The 18,136-nt window shown below is 71.7% G+C and carries 14 protein-coding genes and 2 tRNA genes; 3 read left to right on the forward strand and 13 right to left on the reverse strand.

Features of this window, described 5'->3' with window-relative positions:
- The first annotated feature begins 18 nt into the window (after positions 1-18).
- The gene (locus CP978_RS12015) at positions 19-522 is read left to right on the forward strand and encodes a GNAT family N-acetyltransferase (RefSeq protein WP_043440146.1); all 504 of its coding nucleotides are present in this window, start codon (positions 19-21) and stop codon (positions 520-522) included.
- Positions 523-659: 137 nt separating this feature from the next.
- Here CP978_RS12015 and CP978_RS12020 read toward each other — a convergent pair whose 3' ends face one another.
- The 5 genes from CP978_RS12020 to leuS all read right to left on the reverse strand — a co-directional run bounded on the left by CP978_RS12020 (position 660) and on the right by leuS (position 9,618).
- Positions 660-3,413: a ComEC/Rec2 family competence protein gene (locus CP978_RS12020; RefSeq protein ID WP_079162102.1), complete on the reverse strand. Its 2,754-nt coding sequence runs from the start codon at positions 3,411-3,413 to the stop codon at positions 660-662.
- The gene (locus CP978_RS12025; RefSeq protein WP_107070385.1) at positions 3,410-4,279 is read right to left on the reverse strand and encodes a ComEA family DNA-binding protein; all 870 of its coding nucleotides are present in this window, start codon (positions 4,277-4,279) and stop codon (positions 3,410-3,412) included. Before CP978_RS12025 ends, CP978_RS12020 begins: the two co-directional genes overlap by 4 nt.
- Before the next feature lie 584 nt (positions 4,280-4,863).
- Positions 4,864-5,709 (reverse strand): DegV family protein, encoded by an 846-nt coding sequence (locus CP978_RS12030; protein ID WP_043440149.1) that lies wholly within the window; start codon positions 5,707-5,709, stop codon positions 4,864-4,866.
- A gap of 70 nt (positions 5,710-5,779) precedes the next feature.
- Complete coding sequence (locus CP978_RS12035; RefSeq protein ID WP_043440150.1) at positions 5,780-6,517, reverse strand: hypothetical protein; 738 nt, start codon at positions 6,515-6,517, stop codon at positions 5,780-5,782.
- Positions 6,518-6,699: 182 nt separating this feature from the next.
- Positions 6,700-9,618 carry a leucine--tRNA ligase gene (leuS, locus tag CP978_RS12040; RefSeq protein ID WP_043440151.1) on the reverse strand — a complete coding sequence of 973 codons (2,919 nt, stop codon included), beginning with the start codon at positions 9,616-9,618 and terminating at the stop codon, positions 6,700-6,702.
- 456 nt (positions 9,619-10,074) lie between these two features.
- Between leuS and CP978_RS12045 the strand changes: the two genes are divergently transcribed.
- Together CP978_RS12045 and CP978_RS12050 are read left to right on the forward strand one after the other, a co-directional pair.
- The gene (locus CP978_RS12045; protein WP_174498623.1) at positions 10,075-11,325 is read left to right on the forward strand and encodes a ferric reductase-like transmembrane domain-containing protein; all 1,251 of its coding nucleotides are present in this window, start codon (positions 10,075-10,077) and stop codon (positions 11,323-11,325) included.
- Positions 11,322-12,935 carry an NADH-quinone oxidoreductase subunit NuoF family protein gene (locus tag CP978_RS12050; RefSeq protein ID WP_043440155.1) on the forward strand — a complete coding sequence of 538 codons (1,614 nt, stop codon included), beginning with the start codon at positions 11,322-11,324 and terminating at the stop codon, positions 12,933-12,935. The genes CP978_RS12045 and CP978_RS12050 overlap by 4 nt, the downstream gene beginning before the upstream one ends.
- A 146-nt stretch (positions 12,936-13,081) precedes the next feature.
- On the opposite strand, the gene CP978_RS12055 is transcribed toward CP978_RS12050, so the two are convergent.
- The 8 genes from CP978_RS12055 to nadD form a co-directional block, all read right to left on the reverse strand.
- A tRNA-Ala gene (locus CP978_RS12055) sits at positions 13,082-13,154 on the reverse strand.
- A gap of 214 nt (positions 13,155-13,368) precedes the next feature.
- Positions 13,369-13,602: a hypothetical protein gene (locus CP978_RS12060; RefSeq protein ID WP_043440157.1), complete on the reverse strand. Its 234-nt coding sequence runs from the start codon at positions 13,600-13,602 to the stop codon at positions 13,369-13,371.
- A 3-nt stretch (positions 13,603-13,605) separates the two neighbouring features.
- Positions 13,606-13,779 carry a hypothetical protein gene (locus CP978_RS34835; RefSeq protein WP_167748007.1) on the reverse strand — a complete coding sequence of 58 codons (174 nt, stop codon included), beginning with the start codon at positions 13,777-13,779 and terminating at the stop codon, positions 13,606-13,608.
- Between the two features lie 376 nt (positions 13,780-14,155).
- Positions 14,156-14,228 (reverse strand) — tRNA-Ala (locus tag CP978_RS12065).
- A gap of 122 nt (positions 14,229-14,350) precedes the next feature.
- On the reverse strand, positions 14,351-15,019 hold the full coding sequence (locus CP978_RS12070) for a histidine phosphatase family protein (protein WP_043440158.1): 669 nt from the start codon (positions 15,017-15,019) through the stop codon (positions 14,351-14,353).
- Positions 15,016-15,474 carry a ribosome silencing factor gene (rsfS, locus tag CP978_RS12075; RefSeq protein ID WP_043440159.1) on the reverse strand — a complete coding sequence of 153 codons (459 nt, stop codon included), beginning with the start codon at positions 15,472-15,474 and terminating at the stop codon, positions 15,016-15,018. The genes CP978_RS12070 and rsfS overlap by 4 nt, the downstream gene beginning before the upstream one ends.
- A gap of 118 nt (positions 15,475-15,592) precedes the next feature.
- Complete coding sequence (locus CP978_RS12080) at positions 15,593-17,395, reverse strand: LCP family protein (protein ID WP_043440160.1); 1,803 nt, start codon at positions 17,393-17,395, stop codon at positions 15,593-15,595.
- Positions 17,396-17,411: 16 nt separating this feature from the next.
- On the reverse strand, positions 17,412-18,074 hold the full coding sequence (gene nadD, locus CP978_RS12085) for a nicotinate-nucleotide adenylyltransferase (protein ID WP_043440162.1): 663 nt from the start codon (positions 18,072-18,074) through the stop codon (positions 17,412-17,414).
- Positions 18,075-18,136 lie beyond the last annotated feature (62 nt).

The raw sequence follows: 18,136 nt of genomic DNA on the forward strand, positions 1-18,136 counted from the left end.
GATGGGCAGAGTAGGGGCATGTCCACCTACGAGACGATGTCGTTCCACCTCGAGACCGAGCGGCTGATACTGCGGCCGTGGGCCGAGTCGGACGCCGCCGAGTTCTGTGCCCTCCTCTCCGAACGCGGCAAGGGGAAACCCACGGTCGAGCACATCCGGGCGTCCATCGCGGAGCTGCTCACCGCGACGGAGACCACGGGGATCGCCCTGCTGCCCATCCAGCGCCGTGCCGAAGGCGACTTCATCGGCTACTGCGGGCTGATCATCGGCCGCTCCACCCTGGAGGAGCCTGAAATCGCGTATGAGCTGTTCCAGCGCGTACATGGGCACGGCTATGCCACCGAGGCGGCCGGCGCGGTGCTCGATGCCGCTGTCGCGACCGGGCGGAAACGGCTCTGGTCGACCGTCGGCACGTGGAACACACCCTCCCTCCGTGTCCTGGAGAAGCTCGGGTTCGAGCGGGATCACGTCTCCACGGAAGACAACGGTGAAGTGGTCTGGCTCACACGCTCGTTGCCGTGACCCGGGGGCGCGCCCCACCCCTGTGCGTGCCGGACACGGCCTGCCTCACGCCGGCCCACGGCCACGGCCACCTCGGTGGCGCTCCGGGTCCACGACGCCAGTGCTCCGGCCGGGTGGGGAGGCGTCCGTGACCGGGCTCAGTCTCTCGCCACCGCGAGCCTCCCGTTCCCGCCGGTGACGGCGATCGCACCGCCCCGGTCCGTGCGCAGGACGAGGGCGCCCTCCTTCTGCAGCGCCGTGACCGTGGTGGGAGACGGATGGCCATAGGGGTTGTCCTTTCCACAGCTGATCAGTGCGAGGCGTGGGGTCACTCTCCGGATGAGCTCGGGGTCCTGGTAGGCCGACCCGTGGTGGGCGACCTTGAGGATGTCCACCGGCCCCAGCGCGGCACCCTCCGGTGAGCTCAACAGCGCCTGCTGGGCGAGCGGTTCGAGGTCGCCGAGGAGCAACAGGGTCAGCCCCGCCGAGCGGACGGACAGGGCGACGCTCGCGTCATTGGGGCCGTCCGGCGACGGGGCCGGGTCCGGGGGCGGCCACAGCACCCGCCAGTCGAGACCACCGGTGCGGCGGCGCTCCCCCGCCTCGGCGCGCGTCATCGGAATGTGCCGGGCGGCGGCCTGGGCACGGACGGACGCGGCCTGGTCCGGCGGCTCCTCGAACCCGGTCGTCTCGATCGCTCCCACCGAGCGTCCCCGCAGCACCCCCGACAGCCCCGCCACATGGTCCGCGTGGAAGTGGGTCAGCACCAGGAGCGGAATACGGGTGATGCCGAGCCCGGTCAGACACCGGTCGACCAGGACCGGGTCGGGGCCCGCGTCCACGACGACCGCCGTGCCCTCGCCCGCCGCGAGCACGGTCGCGTCCCCCTGCCCCACATCACACATCGCATACCGCCAGCCCGGCGGCGGCCATCCCGTGATCACCCGGGTCAGGGGCGGCGGCCTCACCACCGCGAGCACCAGCAGCAACGCGCAGAGGCCGGTCAGCCAGGGGTGCCCGATCAGCCGCCGGCCGAGCAGCACGACGACCGCTGTGACCGCCGCCAGCAGCAGCGCCCCCGTCCAGCTGCCCGGCCAGTCCACCGCACCGCCCGGCAGCGACGCACCCGTGCGTGCGATGCCCGCGATCCATCCGGCCGGCCATCCCGCCCACCACGCCAGCATCCCGGCGAGCGGCATCGCCAGCGGCGCGGCGGTCAGCGCGGCGAACCCCAGCACGGTGGCCGGCGCCACCGCGAACTCCGCGAGCAGATTGCAGGGCACCGCGACCAGGCTCACCCGCGCCGAGAGCACCGCGACGACCGGCGCACACAGCGCCTGGGCGGCCGCCGCCGCGGCCAGGGCCTCCGCAGGCCGGGGCGGCACACGACGGCGGCGCAACGCGGCGCTCCAGCGTGGGGCGAGGGTGAGCAGGGCGCCGGTCGCCAGCACGGAGAGCAGAAATCCATAACTCCGGGCCAGCCAGGGGTCGTAGAGCACCAGCAGCAGAACCGCCGTGGCCAGCGCGGGGATCAGCGATCTACGACGCCCGGTGGCCAGCGCCAGCAGCGCCACGGCTCCGCAGACGGCGGCCCGCAGCACACTGGGGTCCGGCCGGCACACCACCACGAACCCGAGCGTGAGCGCGCCGCCGAGCAGCGCCGTCCCCCGCAGCGGAAGGCCGAGCCGGGGCGCGAGTCCTCGGCGCTCGGCGCGCTGTGCCAGCCCGGCCGGACCGATGAACAGGGCCAGCAGGATGGTGAAGTTGCCTCCGCTGACGGCCAGCAGATGCGCGAGGTCCGTGCGCTTGAAGGCGTCGTCCAGCTCGGGGGTGACCCGGGAGGTGTCCCCGACGACCAGCCCGGGCAGCAGCGCCCGCGCGTCCGGAGCGAGCCCTTCGGTCGCCTCCCGCAGCCCGGCGCGCAGCCGCCCCGCCCAGCGCTGCGCCCCGGACGGCTCGCCCACCACCTCGGGCGGTCTTCCGCCCCGCACCCTCAGCACGGCGGCGATGCGCTCACCTCCGGTCAGGGGAGGAACCAGTCGCGCCGTCACCCGCACCCGTGTGGAGGGCAACAGGGCGAGCCAGGGCGACCGGCCTGCCGGCTCCGCCGCGTCCCCCGGACCGCCGGTCGCCCCCCGGCGGGCGAGATCGACGATGACGAGGACCGGCGTCCGGGTCGCCAGCACGGTGTCGTCCGCCCGGGTCAGCCGGGTGACCTCCCCGTTCAGCAGCACGGCCCTCGGTGTCGCATGATCACCCCTGACCCCGGGCCGGGTGAGCCGTGGATCCGAGGTGAGCCGGACCTCGGCGGTCGCCTCGGCGTACTGACGGGCCAGCTCGGGCACCGGGCCCCGTCGCACATCCGCGGCCCGGAGTCCGGCGGACGTCCCTGCCGCCGCGACACAGAGCAGCACGGCGGCGAGCGGCACCGCCGACCAGGCGCCCCAGGGCCGGCGCGCGCCGCCGGGCCTCGTCCCCGTCCTCGCTCTCGTGGCCCTTTGCACCAGCGGCGCTCCGAGGGCCGCCAGCAGCGAGGCGACCACCACCCAGGTGACCCGGGCGCCCGAGGCATCGAGCGCCCACGCCGCCGTCGCCCAGGCCGCGAGCGCGGGCGCCACCAGCCGCAGGTCCGCCGGCCCCTCCTGTCGGGGGTGCGGATCGCCCAGTGGGCTCCCGGCCCCGGCGTGCCCGGCCGGACGGCCCGGACGGCCCGGACGGCCCGGACGGCCCGGACCATGAGGTCCCGCACGTCCGCCGCTCGTCGTCGGGCGCGGGACCGGACGGTCGGAGTGGGCCCGTGCGGGCGCGCCGGCGGGGTTGGTGCGGAGGGGTTCCGTGGGCCCTGGGGCAAGCGCGGAACCCGGCGGGGGTGTCCTCGGTCCGGCCGAGCCCCGGTGGTGCGGTGGGGTCATGGCCGTACGAGATTCCGTAGGTCGGCGAAGCGGCGCTCGCCGATGCCGTTGACGCCGCGGAGTTCGTCGACCGAGCGGAAACCGCCGTGTTGCGAGCGGTAGTCGACGATGCGCTGGGCCAGGACGGGGCCCACTCCGGGCAGTGTGTCGAACTGCTCCACGGTCGCCGTGTTCAGGGAGAGAGGGCTGGTGACGGAGGCCGGGCCGCCCGCGGATCCGCCGGTGGCGGGGCCCGCCGGGTCCGTGCCCGGTGCGGCTGCGGGGACGCCGACCGCGATCTGTTCGCCGTCCACCAGGAGGCGGGCGCGGTTGAGGCCGTCGGTGTCCGTACCGGGGCGGGCGCCGCCCGCCGCCCGCAGGGCGTCCTCGACCCGGGACCCGGCCGGGAGCCTTTGCAGTCCGGGGCTGCGCACCTTGCCGCTGACGTCCACGACGACCTCTGCGCCCGCCGCCGCTCCGGCCGTGACCGGCGATGGCGGCCGGGCCGGGGCGTCCGGCTCGGCCGGGCGGTCGGCCCGCCGCGCCCCCGGTACTCCATGGGGCACGGCGGCCCGCACCACCTCGGGCGGCCGCACCGGCTGTGTCCGGCCGGTCCAGAAATGCTGCGCGGCGAAGAGCACCGCCGCGACCAGCAACACGCTCAGTGCGACCACGCTTCTGCGCTCCAGCCCGCAGCGCGACTGAAGCCACAGCGGCATCCGCTCCCGCACGGCCGGCCCGAACCGCTCCCGCCATGCACCGCCCGTCGCACCCGCGGCACCCGTCGCCCGGTGCTCGGGGCCTTCGGTGCCGATGTCGCCGAGGCCGAGGCCAACATCGGCACCGGCACCGATGACGCCGTGCGCCGGGGCCGCCGCAGCAGACATGTCCGCCGGAGCAGCCGACTTGAAGGGGCCCGCCCGAAAAGCCGCAGCGGAAACGCCCGCCCAGGTCCCCGTGCCGGAGGGGTGCGCCGAAACCGTCACCGCAACGGGATCAGCCCGAACCGCCGTCGCGGCGGAAGGCTTCGCCGGGGACGGCTCGAGGTCGTCAGGGGCGCGCAGCGGGCCTGTGCCGCTGCCCGCCGTCGTGCTCGCCCCCGGCGCACTCCCCCGTGGTGGCCCTGCCACCCCAGCGCAATCGTCCGCCTCAGGCGGGCTGTTCCCCGACTCCCGTCGCTCCCTGGCGCCTTCCGTGAAGAGGATCTCCGCCCGCCGACGCAGGGCATCGGCGGCCGGGGGCCGTTGGTGTCGTCGGGGGTGCGCCCGTGCGGTTCGTAGCTGTCGGCGCATGCGGCCGTCGGAGTCCGGTGCGCGGCCCGGGCCGCTGGTGGAGGACGCCGTGCGTGAAGGTGCTCGAAGTGCCATGCGCCGAGGATCGGGCAGACCGCCACCCTCGCGATGATCTTGTTCAATTCCGGTGGATCACGGCCTGGTTGTGGATAATTCCGTCCCCCACACGCGTCACGGCATCACCGCGGCGCCACCACGGCAGCCAGCAGCCCCGGCCCCGTATGCGCCCCGATCACCGCGCCGACCTCGCTCACATGCAGCTCGGCCAGCCCCGGCACCCGCTCGCGCAGACGGTCCGCGAGCGCCGACGCCCGTTCGGGGGCGGCGAGGTGATGGACCGCGATGTCGACCTCCGCGTCGCCCGCGCGCTCAGCCACGATCTCCTCCAGGCGGGCGATCGCCTTGGACGCGGTCCGCACCTTCTCCAGCATCTCGATACGGCCGTCGTCCAGCTGGAGCAGCGGCTTCACCGCGAGCGCCGAACCCAGCAGCGCCTGGGCCGCCCCGATCCGGCCGCCCCGGCGCAGATAGTCCAGGGTGTCGACATAGAAGAAGGCGGAGGTGCTCGCGGCCCGTTTCTCGGCCGCGGTCACCGCCTCATCGGCCGTACCGCCGCCCTCCACGGCCTCCGCCGCGGCCAACGCGCAGAAACCGAGCGCCATCGCGACCATCCCGGTGTCGACCACACGCACCGGTACCGGAGCCTTCCGACCGGCGAGCACCGCGGCGTCATAGGTGCCCGAGAACTCGGAGGACAGATGCAGCGAGACGATGTCGGTGGCCCCCGCCTCGGCGGCCTTGCGGTAGGTCTCGGCGAAGAGTTCGGGGCTGGGCCGGGACGTGGTGACGGGCCGTCGCTTCTGCAGCGCCTCCGCCAGGGAGCGGGCCGAGATCTCGGTGCCCTCCTCGAGCGCCCGGTCGCCCAGGACCACGGTCAGCGGCACCGCGATGATGCCGTGGCGCTCCATCGTCAGCGGCGGCAGGTAGGCCGTTGAATCGGTGATGATCGCGACATGGCGGGACATGAGCTGGAGGTTACCCGCCGGAACGCACGGTCGGCAGCCCGGCCCCTCCGACCGGCTCACCTCGGCGAGATCATGAGGTGCTCTCCGGGCGGGGTTTCCGCTGCCAGGGGTATGTGACCCGCTGTTCCCTCGGGCCGAGAGCGGGCCGGGACGGCTCCCGGGCCGCGCGGGACTCGGGCTGCTCCGGCTGGTTGGGGACGGTGGCGGCCGTGGGCTCGGGCGCGGTCTTCTCCGTCCGGGGCGGGGTGCCGGGCGCCGGCTCCTCCGTGGTCCAGTGGCGCAGGGCGCCCGCCTCCATGTCGATCTGTGCGCTCAGCGTGTCCAGGTCGTCGTCCGCGAACCGGCGTGCCCGGTCGTGCACCGCCCAGCGCAGCGAGTCCGCGGAGGTGGTGATCCGCTCGGTGCGCTCGCGCAGTTCGGGCAGCCGGGAGACGAGCATCTGCCGGTCCGGCTCGGCCTCCAGGCGCTTGAGCTCATCGTCCAACTCGCGTCCATGCACGCTGAGACGCTGGAAGAGACCCAGCGACTCCTTCAGCGACTCGTCCTCGGTGACGCCCGCGTGCAATGCCTCCTGGGTGGCGCGCATCGAGGTGCGCAAGCTCAGACGGAGACCGGCGATCTCGCCCGCGGGACCGATCTGGCCGAGGGTTCTGGCCCGCAGGGTGGTGTCCTCGACCGTGCGGCGGGCCTGGGCGATCGTGCGGTCCACGCCCCGTTTGGCCGCGCCGACCGCCTTCACCGCGGCATACACCCCGAGCACGAGGCAGAGTACGAACAGGAGTGCGACGACGGTCAACACGGCTTCCACGACGCTCCTCCTCCGACCGGCGACGACGCTGCTGCGCCCTCTTCACCGTAAACGCAACGAGCAGGTCCGGGGTTCCGGAAGAACCCCGAACCTGCCCGTAGGGGACTACCCCGAGCACCCCGGGCACGGGTTCGGCCGAGGCCGCACGGCCGGTCGGTCGACCGCGCGGCCGGCCCGGACCGCTACCCCGTGACGATGTTCACCAGCTTGGGCGCGCGGACGATCACCTTGCGGACCGCCGCGCCACCCAGCGCCGCGACCACCTTCTCGTCGGCCAGCGCCACCTTCTCCAGCTCCTCCCCGGAGATCGAGGGGGAGACCTCCAGGCGCGCCTTGACCTTGCCCTTCACCTGGACCACGCAGGTCACGCTCTCGTCCACGACATAGGCCGGGTCGGCGACCGGGAAGTCCCGGTGGACCACCGAGTCGCCGTGGCCCAGCCGGTGCCAGAGCTCCTCGGCGACATGCGGGGCCAGCGGCGCGACCAGCAGCACCAGTGCCTCCGCGATCGAGCGCGGCACCGCTCCCGGCCGTCGCGCGGTGCCCGCGGCACCGCTGCCGCCGTACACCTTGGTCAGGTGGTTGTTCAGCTCAGTGATCTTGGCGATGGCGGTGTTGAACCGCAGCCCCTCCAGATCCTGGCGGACCCCGTCGATCGCCTTGTGCAGGGCCCTCAGGGTGTCCTCGTCGGGCTCGGCGTCGACGACGGTCAGCTCGCCGGTCGTCTCGTCGACCACATTGCGCCACAGCCGCTGCAGCAGCCGGAACTGGCCGACCACCGCGCGGGTGTCCCAGGGCCGCGACACATCCAGCGGGCCCATCGCCATCTCGTACAGACGCAGCGTGTCCGCTCCGTACTCGGCGCAGATCTCGTCCGGAGTGACGGCGTTCTTCAGGGACTTGCCCATCTTGCCCAGCACCCGGGAGACCTTCTCGCCCTGGTGGTAGTAGGCGCCGTCGCGCTCCTCCACCTCGGCGGCCGGCACCGCGATACCGCGCTGGTCACGGTAGACATAGGCCTGGATCATGCCCTGGTTGAACAGCTTGTGGAACGGCTCCGCCGAGGAGACGTACCCCAGGTCGTAGAGGACCTTCGACCAGAAGCGGGCGTACAGCAGATGCAGCACCGCGTGCTCGGCGCCGCCGACATAGAGGTCGACGCCACCGTGCGGCATGCCCTCGCGGGGGCCCATCCAGTAGCGCTCGATGTCCGGGGCGACCAGCTCCCGGTCGTTGTGCGGGTCCAGATAGCGCAGCTCGTACCAGCACGAACCGGCCCAGTTGGGCATGGTGTTGGTCTCGCGGCGGTACTTCTTGGGTCCGTCACCCAGGTCCAGGGTCACATGGACCCAGTCCTCGTTGCGCGACAGCGGGGTCTCGGGCCGGGTGTCCGCGTCATCCGGGTCGAAGGTGCGGGGGGTGTAGTCCTCCACCTCCGGCAGCTCCAGCGGCAGCATCGACTCGGGCAGCGCATGGGCGACGCCGTCCTCGTCGTAGACGATCGGGAACGGCTCGCCCCAGTAGCGCTGACGGCTGAACAGCCAGTCGCGCAGCCGGAAGTTGACCGTGCCCTCGCCATAGCCCTTGCGCGCCAGCCACTCGGCCGCGCGGGCCTTGGCCTCCGGCACGTTCAGGCCATCGAGCGACACATCGTCGCCGGCGGAGTTGATGATCTTCGCGTCGGAGGAGGCGAAGGCGTCGTCCCAGGTCGCCGGGTCGCTGTCGCGGCCGTCGGTGGGCTCGACGACACAGCGCATCGGCAGCTCGAAGGCGCGCGCGAAGGCGAAGTCACGGCTGTCGTGCGCCGGGACCGCCATGATCGCGCCGGTGCCGTAGCCCATCAGGACGTAGTCGGCGATGAAGACCGGGACCTTCTCGCCGTTGACGGGGTTGGTGGCGTACGCGCCGGTGAAGACGCCGGTCTTGTCCTTGGCCTCGGCCTGCCGTTCGACGTCGGACTTCGAGGCGGCCTGGGCGCGGTAGGCGGCGACGGCCTCCGCGGGCGTGGCGTGACCGCCGGTCCACACCTCGTGGGTGCCCTCGGGCCAGGCCGCGGGGGTGAACTTCTCCACCAGCGGGTGCTCGGGCGCCAGCACCATGTAGGTGGCGCCGAACAGGGTGTCCTGACGCGTGGTGAAGACCGTGATCGCTTCGCCGTCGATCGGGAAGTCGACGCGGGCGCCCTCGGAGCGGCCGATCCAGTTGCGCTGCTGGAGCTTGATGGCCTCGGGCCAGTCCAGCTCCTCCAGGTCGTCCAGCAGCCGGTCGGCGTACGCGGTGATCCGCATGTTCCACTGGCGCAGCTTGGACTTGAAGACCGGGAAGTTTCCGCGCTCGGAGCGGCCCTCGGCGGTGACCTCCTCGTTCGCCAGAACGGTACCCAGACCGGGACACCAGTTGACGGGCGCCTCGGAGGCGTACGCCAGGCGGTACTCGCCCAGGACGTCGGCGCGCTCGACGGCGCTCAGCTCGTGCCACGCGCGACCGGTGCCCGGGACCGCACGCTCGCCGGTCTCGAACTGGGCGATCAGCTCGGAGACCGGACGGGCCTTGCCCGCCTCCTCGTCGTACCAGGAGTTGTAGATCTGCAGGAAGATCCACTGGGTCCAGCGGTAGTACTCCGGGTCGATCGTGGCGAACGACCGGCGCTTGTCGTGCCCCAGGCCCAGCCGGCGCAGCTGGGACTTCATGTTCTCGATGTTGGCCTCGGTGGACACGCGCGGGTGCGTGCCGGTCTGCACGGCGTACTGCTCGGCGGGCAGGCCGAAGGCGTCGAAGCCCAGGGTGTGCAGGACGTTGTGGCCGGTCATGCGCTGGAACCGGGCGAACACATCGGTGGCGATGTAGCCCAGGGGGTGACCGACGTGCAGCCCCGCACCCGAGGGGTACGGGAACATGTCCATGATGAACTTCTTGGGCCGGGCGACCACCGCGGGCGCGCCGTCCAGGTCACCGCTCGGGTTCGGCGCCGCATAGGTGCCCTCGACGTCCCAGAAGTCCTGCCAGCGTGCCTCGATCTCGGCCGCCATGGCGGCCGTGTAGCGGTGCGGCGCCGCCTCCGCCGGCACAGCGGCGGTAGCAGCGGGGTTCGTCTCGCTCATGATCCTCAAAGCTCCATCGATCGTCTCTGCCGGGCGGAAATGAAAAAACCCCTCGCACAGGAGGGGCCGCCGCGCCGATTCCGACCTCCCGGTGGTCGGTGGTCGGTGCTGATCAGCGCGGCTCGCTAAGCAGAAGGCGTACGGCACGCATGGCGCCAGGGTACCGCAGCGCCCGAGCGGCCTGCGACGAGTTTGTACATCGCACGCAAGTGCGGACCGAAGTGAACTCAACGCCGGGCGGAGCCGTACTCAGACTGACGGCCGCGTTGTGAAGGTCCTGAAAAGCTGACCGAGGTTTAAAAATTACTTCGCGTAACGACAGCTACTCGGACAACACGACCGTCCTGTTGCCCTTTGATAACAACGCAATAACTCAAACCTCGTCTCACTCCGTTGGGAGCCCCCTAGAGTGCGGCAGCGGGACCGCCTTCCCGGAACTGTTCGGAGTTGCCCCCCATGAACCCTCCCCGTAGTAACAGCTCGCTCCCCAGGCCGGGCCGCTCGGCCTACGGCGTGGCGACGGCTGTGGTACTGCTGCTCATACCCGTCGTCGTACTGGCCGGCGGGGACGCAGTCCAGGCCTTCCTCGACTTCGGAGCGGGTGTGCTCTCGCTCGTCTCCCTCAGCTGCTCGGTGATCTGGGGACTGGTCGCCCAGGACCGGGTCCTCCTCAACATCCGCCAGCGGATCGTGGCCCAGGCCGTGCACCGGACCACAGCCGTCGCCTCGATCGCCTTCCTGCTGGTGCACATCACGGTCAAACTGGCCCTCGAGCACACCGTGCTGATCGCCGCGCTCGTCCCCTTCAGTCTTGGCCTCAGCGGCTCGGCCGGGCTCATCGGCCTCGGCTCGCTGGCCGCCCTGCTCATGATCTTCGTGGGTGTCACCGGCGCGCTGCGCAGCAACTTCGCCTCCCCCGCCCCCGTCGCGGCGCGCTGGCGGGCGATGCACATGCTGGCCTACCCGTCCTGGTGCGCCGCACTGGTCCACGGCCTGTTCGCCGGCCGCCCCGCCAAGCAGTTCTTCATGGTGTCGTACGAGCTGTGTCTGCTCGGCGTCATGGCGGCACTGATCCTGCGGGTGGCACCGCGCGTCATCAAGCGCCGGCTGGCCGACCGGGTCTTCGCGATCATCGGCCCCGGCGACCAGCCGGGACGTGACGAGCTCGACGCCAGCCGCGCCCGTAACGCGGAGGCCGCGGCGGCCATGGCCGGACTCGGAGCGCGCCCGGGGAGCCGTGGCGGCTACGACGACCGCCGGCCCCCGGGATCCTCCGCCTCGCCCTCATCGCCCTACGAGGCATCCCGGGCCGGCACCGGACCCGCGGAGTCCGGCCCCGGCTTCGCGGCCGCCTACCGGGCCACGGCACCGGCCTCCCCACGCCCCCAGGGCCCACCCGTCGACGGTCCGAACAGCACCTCGGGCAGCTGGCCGATCCCCTCGCCGCCGCCCGTGGGCGAGGCGCCCCCCTCGGCGTACGACCCCCTCCAGGACACCAGTCACTCCATCCCGGTCCAGGGCGATGCAGGACAGACCGGATACGGCGCGAGTGAGATGTACAACAGGGGTGAGACGAGCGCCTCCCCCGGGGCGTACACCTCGAACAACATGTACAACGGCGGTCCCGCGACGGAGACGATGCCCGGCGCCTACGGCACGCCGGGGGCCGGCGAACCCTGGAACGCCCCTTCCGGAGGCTTTAAGTGAACGAGGCCCTGCCCGACGTCCCGGAGGTCCGGGTGGTCGGGCTTCCACAGCTCACCTCGGGCTTCGACCTTGTCGAGAGACTCGATCTGTCCATGCACCTCAAGGTGCACGGCCCGCTCGAGGCGGTGGGCGGGGAACAGCTCGCCCAGCTGTCCGAGCAGATCTCGCTGAAGGGGCGCGGAGGTGCCGGCTTCCCCTTCCACAAGAAGTTGCGGTCGGTCGCCGAGGCGGCGATCCGCCGGGGCGTGCGGCCGGTGGTCGTCGTCAACGGAAGCGAGGACGAGCCCGCCTGCCGCAAGGACACGGTGCTGATCAACCGTGCCCCGCACCTCATCCTGGACGGAGCCCTGCTGGTCGCCGAGGCCCTCGGCGCGCGGACGCTGGTGATCGGCGTGACCCGGGCCTCCACCGAGCAGTCGATGGAGCAGGCGCTGGCCGAGCGCGGCCTGAGCGACCGGCGCGGCGCCCCGCTGCGCGCGCGGGTGCAGCGCAACCCGGTCCGCATGGTCACCGGCGCCGCCGCGTCACTGGTCCGGTCCATCGACGGCGGTCCGCCCATCCCCCCGGGCCGCAAGACCAGTGCCTCGCAGAACGGCGTCGGGGGCGCCCCCACCCTGCTGTCGAACGCGGAGACCTTCGCCCAGCTGGCGATCGCGGCCCGGATCGGCCCCGAGCGCTACCGCAACACCGGTCTGTACGACGAGCCCGGCACGGTCATGCTCACCGTCTCCGGCGCGGTCAGCCGCCCCATGGTGGTCGAGGTCCCCACGGGGGTGCCGCTGCGCTACGTGCTTCAGCTGGCCGGCGCCCCGCCGGTTCCGCAGGGCGTGCTGACCGGCGGCTATCACGGCAAGTGGATCGACGCGGCGACGGTCGACACGGCGGTCGTCTCGCGCAACTCCCTGGACGCCGTCGGCGGCGCCCTCGGCGCCGGCGCGATCCTGCCCATCAGCCAGGAGACCTGCCCGCTGGGCGAGTCCTTGCAGGTGGCCAAGTGGCTGGCCGAGGAGAGCGCCGGCCAGTGCGGCCCCTGCTACCTCGGTCTGCCGGCCGCGGCCCGGGGCCTGGAGGACATCATCAACGGCGGTGGCCCCGCCGCCCTGGAGGCCCTCAAGCAGGTCGCCAAGGGCGTGAAGCGGCGCGGTGCGTGCTCGCACCCGGACGGCTCGGCGATGTTCCTGGAATCCACCGTCAAGGCCTTCACCGACGATCTGGCCGCCCATGTCCTGGGCACCGGCTGCGGCAGGCCCGTGGAGGGCGTGCTGCCGCTCTTCGAGGGCGGACGGGCGCCCACGGGCATCCCGGGCGGCGGGAACGAGCCCGAGGCCGGTGCCAGCCGACAGAAGATCTTCGTCGACTGGACGCTGTGCCGGGGCCACGGCCTGTGCGCGGACATCCTCCCCGAGGTCTTCGAGCTAGGCGCGGACGGCTTCCCGACGGTCGCCCAGGCGAAGGTGCCCCAGTACGCCGAGGCGAAGGCGCTGCGGGCCGTACGCCGCTGCCCGGCGCTGGCGCTGCGGATCGAGGAGGACTCCCGGTCCGGCGGGTCGGGGCGCAACAATCTGCCCGTGCTGTCCCAGGGGCGCGGGCGCCGGGCCCTCGGCCGCTGACGCACAGGTCGTCGGGCCGTCCGGAGCGGGTCGCCCCGCTCGGGGCGGCCCGCCGCGGCCGCGCCGTTCTCCCCGCACGGGTCGCTCATCGCCCGTCATACGCCGAAGGCGGTCCATCCTCTGGGATGGACCGCCTTCAAATCCTGTGGAGCTAAGGAGAATTGAACTCCTGACCTCCTGCATGCCATGCAGGCGCTCTACCAACTGAGCTATAGCCCCTCGCGGCCATGCGGCCGGGCCGCATGTCTTTAGTGTCGCCCGGTTTCCCCGGCGGCGACGCCAACATTACACGGTCCACCGGGTGGAACACCAAATCGTTTCCGTTCCCCGCGGACACGGTCCCGGCATCGGCCTCCACCGGCTCCGGTCTCGGCTCCGGCGCCTGTTGCGGCGCGCACTTCGTGGGGCCCGCGGGCGGGCGCGGTCCGGGCCGTCAGGCCGTGACGAACGAATAGAAGCGTTTGAGGGTGCAGTGCTCGTCGAGCAGCCGGCCGTAGATCGGCTCGCCCTCCAGCTCCCGATAGGTCTCGATCGGATCGCCCGTTATGATCAGAGCTCGGGCGCATTCCTCGCACCAGTACTGATAGTCCGGATTGGCCGGTTCCATGTCCCGGACGATCGGCGTGCCACTGCCGCACCAGTCGCACTTCCGCCTGTGGGCACCCATCGATCAGCTCCAGCTGTGGCCGCAGGCCGTGCACACGTAGGAGACGCCTCCGTTGTCACCGAGGACCTGGGCGACATGGGAGGAGCCGCAGGAAGGGCAGTCCAGGAGGGTGGCTGTCCGGCGTGGGACCCCCGCCGAAAGAAGATCGTGGACCTTCCCGCGGATGCTCGCAGGCATCGCTACTCCCTCCCGTCGGACCGCGCCCCCTTCCGGCCGTTTGATTCTGCCACGGCCGGACCGACACGGTCAGCGACGCCTTGGTACCAGTCCGGACACGGCGCTCGACGTGGCCGTCACGTACGGCGCGTACGGCACACGAGGGGCGCTTCCGTAGGGATATACGCCCCCGAGACCCAAACGACTCAAGCCGGTTCGGGAAATGCCTCGCCCGTCATGGCGGGGCGACCCGGGGCCCGGGAGAAACGGCTGTGACCGGCAGAGAGAGGGCCGGGAAAATGCGGAGTGCGCCGCATATGAATGAATCCCGCCTCGGAGAGACGGGATTCGCGACTTCGGCGACTCGGAAGTGCCGATGTGTCGGTGTTTCGATGTGTGGAGCTAAGGAGAATTGAACTCCTGACCTCCTGCATGCCATGCAGGCGCTCTACCAACTGAGCTATAGCCCCTTGTGCCACGCGGTGGAACCGCGTGTCCTGCTTCGTCCCGCTCGGCGGGGCGAACAAGAAGAACTTTAGCCTGCGACCTGCCGGAAAGTGAAATCCGGGCCCCGGTGCGGGGTGAGGAGGCGTCAGTCGTCGTCGCCGAGGACCGGCTCCGGCAGTGTGCCCGCGTTGTGCTCCAGGAGACGCCAGCCGCGGACGCCCTCACCGAGCACGGACCAGGAGCAGTTGGAGAGTCCGCCGAGGCTCTCCCAGTGACGGGCCTCCAGGCCGATCAGCCGCCCGATGGTGGTACGGATCGTGCCGCCGTGGCTGACCACCACGAGGGTGCCGTCCACGGGGAGCTTCTCGGCGTGCCGCAGCACCACGGGGGCGGCGCGGTCGGCGACCTCGGTCTCCAGTTCGCCGCCGCCGCGGCGGACCGGCTCGCCGCGTTTCCAGGCGGCGTACTCCTCGCCGTACCTGGCGATGATCTCCTCATGGGTGAGCCCCTGCCAGACCCCCGCGTAGGTCTCGCGCAGACCCTCGTCGTGGGTGACCACGAGGCCGGTGAGGGCGGCCAGCTCGGCGGCGGTGGCGGCGGCGCGCCTGAGGTCGGAGGCGACGATGGTGTCCGGCCGGAGGGAGGCGAGCAGACGGGCGGAGCGGCGGGCCTGGCCCACGCCCGTCTCGGTGAGTTCGACGTCCGTGGAGCCCTGGAAGCGGCGCTCCAGGTTCCAGGACGTCTGGCCGTGCCGCCACAGGACGAGGCGGCGGCCCCGGCCCTTCCTCCCCGTGTCGGTGGCCGTGGAGGTCACCGCAGTTCCCCGCCCGGGCCGGCGTCCAGCTCGGCGGCCTCCTCGGCGGCCCGCATCCGGGCGTGCTCCGCGGCCTTGCCCCGGCTGGCCTTGGCGTCGGCGGGCAGCTCCAGTTCGGGGCAGTCCTTCCACAGCCGCTCCAGGGCGTAGAAGACGCGCTCCTCGCTGTGCTGGACATGCACCACGATGTCGACGTAGTCCAGCAGCACCCAGCGGGCCTCGCGGTCGCCCTCGCGGCGGACCGGCTTGGCGTCGAGTTCCTTGTTCAGCCGCTCCTCGATCTCGTCGACGATCGACTTGACCTGGCGGTCGTTGGGCGCGGAGGCCAGCAGGAAGGCATCCGTGATCGACAGCACATCGCTGACGTCATACGCGATGATGTCGTGCGCGAGCTTGTCGGCGGCCGCCTGAGCGGCGGTGTTGATGAGCTGGAGAGAGCGGTCCGTTGCGGTCACTACAAGGCTTTCCGTCGGCGGTCGTGTCACCTCAAGGGTCTCACGGACCGCCGACGGCACCCCACGGGATAAACGGATCACGCGCGGGGGCCCGGGCGGGGCCCCCGGTCACGACCGGTCAGGACGATGTCTTGTAGTCCTGTCCGAGGACGACCGAGACGGTGGCGTTGGTCAGGGCCTTGCCCTTCTTCACGGCCGTGGTGGGCAGGTCCAGGGTCTTGGCGACCTCGATCGCGTTCTCCTTGTCGCTGTCCTCGGCGTAGATGACCTCGGATGTGAACAGGGCACCAGTGGAGCCGGCGTCGATGTAGGTGTAGCCGCCGTTGACGAGGACGACGCGGGCCTTCTCCGCGGCCTCCTTGGAGCCGGTGGCGTTCTTGATGCCGACCCGGACGGCGTCCCCGGCCTCCGGGGCCTTCACCGTGCCGCCGAGCAGCTTCTTCACCACGGTGTCGGTGGCCTGCTCACCGATGGTGCCGTCGGTCTCGACCGGCAGCAGTTCGGTGGTGTAGGCGCCCTCCTTGGCGTGGTCGGCGAGCTTGGCGAGGAAGACTCCGAGGTCCTTGTCGGTCAGCGGGGGGTCGAGGATCTGGGCCAGCGTCTGCACGGTGACCGTGGCGGCCTGCGGGTCCGAGGACAGCTTGCGCAGCACGCCCTGGAGCACCTGGCCGAACCGCTCCAGCTGGGCGTCCGGGGACTCCTCGGCGGCGCGGTAGGTGGCGTACGCGACGGCCATCTTGCCGCTGAGGGTCTGGTCCTTCCCCTGATGCACGAGGGGGGCGCTGTCCTTCTTCTTGGCCGCGGGGTCGGGTACATCGGTGTCGGTGGTGACCTCGATGTTGCCGACCAGCTCCACGAGGTTGGAGAGGTAGGGGGTGTCGAGACGCCAGGTGCCCTCGATCTTGGTGCCCAGAACGGAGTCGATGGCTTCACCGGTGTCGGAGGAGCCGTCGTCGGAGACCGACTTGGCAAGGGTGGTCGCGGTGCCGTCGTCGGAGTTCAGGGCGAGGGAGTTGGGCACCAGGACGGTGGCGCCCCGCTTGGTGGTGGTGTTGTCGACGAGCAGCGCGGTCGAGGTGCCGCCGCCCTTGGTGTTGTGCAGATGGACGACGATGACATCGCGGTTCTGGGCGCCCGCGGTCGTCGTGCCGGTGGTCCCGCCGCCGTCCGAGGTGCCGGGCAGTTTGCCCGCGAACCAGAGGTAGCCGACGCCGCCCACGGCCACCAGGGCGAGGACCACGGCGAGGGCGATGACCCGGCTGCGGGCACGGCGCTTGGCCTCCTCGCGGCGCTCGGTGCGGTTCTCGGTGAACGTCAGCCAGTCGATGACGTCCTCGGAGTCGCCGTCGGGCTCCTCGACGAAGGCGAACTGCTCGGTGCGGTAGTCGCGTTCCTCGTGCGGCTCCCCCTCCGGGGAGGTGTCGCCCGGCCCGCCGGTGTCCTCGCCGGTGAAGACGGCGGGGCCGTTGGTGCGCCCCGGGCCGTTGCCGCCGGGAGCGTGGTCCGCCGGTCGCGCCTGCTGCGGGATATGGGCCGTCTGCTCCGCAACACGCTGCTGGGGCCCGGTCGTTGCGGTCTGCCCGTAGGGGTCGTAGCCACCGGTGCCGGCGGCTCCGTACGGGTCGTAGGGGTCGTAGGAGGTGACGGACGGCTGGGTGCCGGTGTGATGCGGCTCCGGCGGCTGCTGGCCCCCGGAGCCGTTCCCGTACGAGTCGTAGCCGTAGCCCTGGTGTTGCTGCTGGTTCTGCTGGTGTTGCTGCTGGTTCTGCTGGTACTGCTGCTGGTTCTGCGTGCCGTACGGGTCGTAGCCCTGCGGGGTCTGCTGCGCGGGCGCCTGCCGGTAGACCGGCTGTCCGAACTCGTCGTAGCCGACCAGCTCGTAAGGATCGCCGCCCGCGTATCCGTCGTATCGGTCGTTCACCGGTACCCCTCTCGGCTCACTCGCCGCGGTACAGCTGCCGTTTGTCGATGTAGCGCACCACGCCGTCCGGCACCAGGTACCAGACGGGTTCGCCCTTGGCGACTCTCGCACGGCAGTCTGTGGACGAGATGGCGAGAGCGGGAACCTCCACCAGCGAGACTCCTCCCTCGGGGAGTCCCGGGTCGGTCAGCGTGTGACCGGGGCGGGTGACTCCGATGAAGTGTGCCAGGGAGAACAACTCGTCGGTGTGGCGCCAGGTCAGGATCTGGCCCAGCGCATCGGCGCCCGTGATGAAGAAGAGGTCGGTGTCCGGGTTGAGGGCCTTCAGATCACGCAGGGTGTCCGTGGTGTAGGTGGGGCCCCCGCGGTCGATGTCGATGCGGCTGACCGAGAACTGGGGGTTCTCGGCGGTGGCGATGACCGTCATCAGATAGCGGTCCTCGGCCGGGGCGACCTTGCGGTCGGTCTTCTGCCAGGGCTGCCCGGTGGGCACGAAGACCACCTCGTCGAGGTGGAACTGCGCGGCGACCTCACTGGCCGCGACGAGGTGCCCGTGGTGGATCGGGTCAAACGTTCCGCCCATCACGCCGAGGCGGCGTTTGCCCGGGTTCGACGGCCCGTATCCGGGGCCGGGTCCCGGGCCCTTCGCCGGACCGGTGGGCATGTGCTGCTCTCCCATGCGTGCAGACCCTACCGGCCCGGCCGCCCGACGCCCGCCGCGAGGCCCCCGTGAGCGGCCCG

It is taken from the genome of Streptomyces nodosus (assembly GCF_008704995.1).
In the GTDB taxonomy this organism is placed as follows: Bacteria; Actinomycetota; Actinomycetes; order Streptomycetales; family Streptomycetaceae; genus Streptomyces; species Streptomyces nodosus.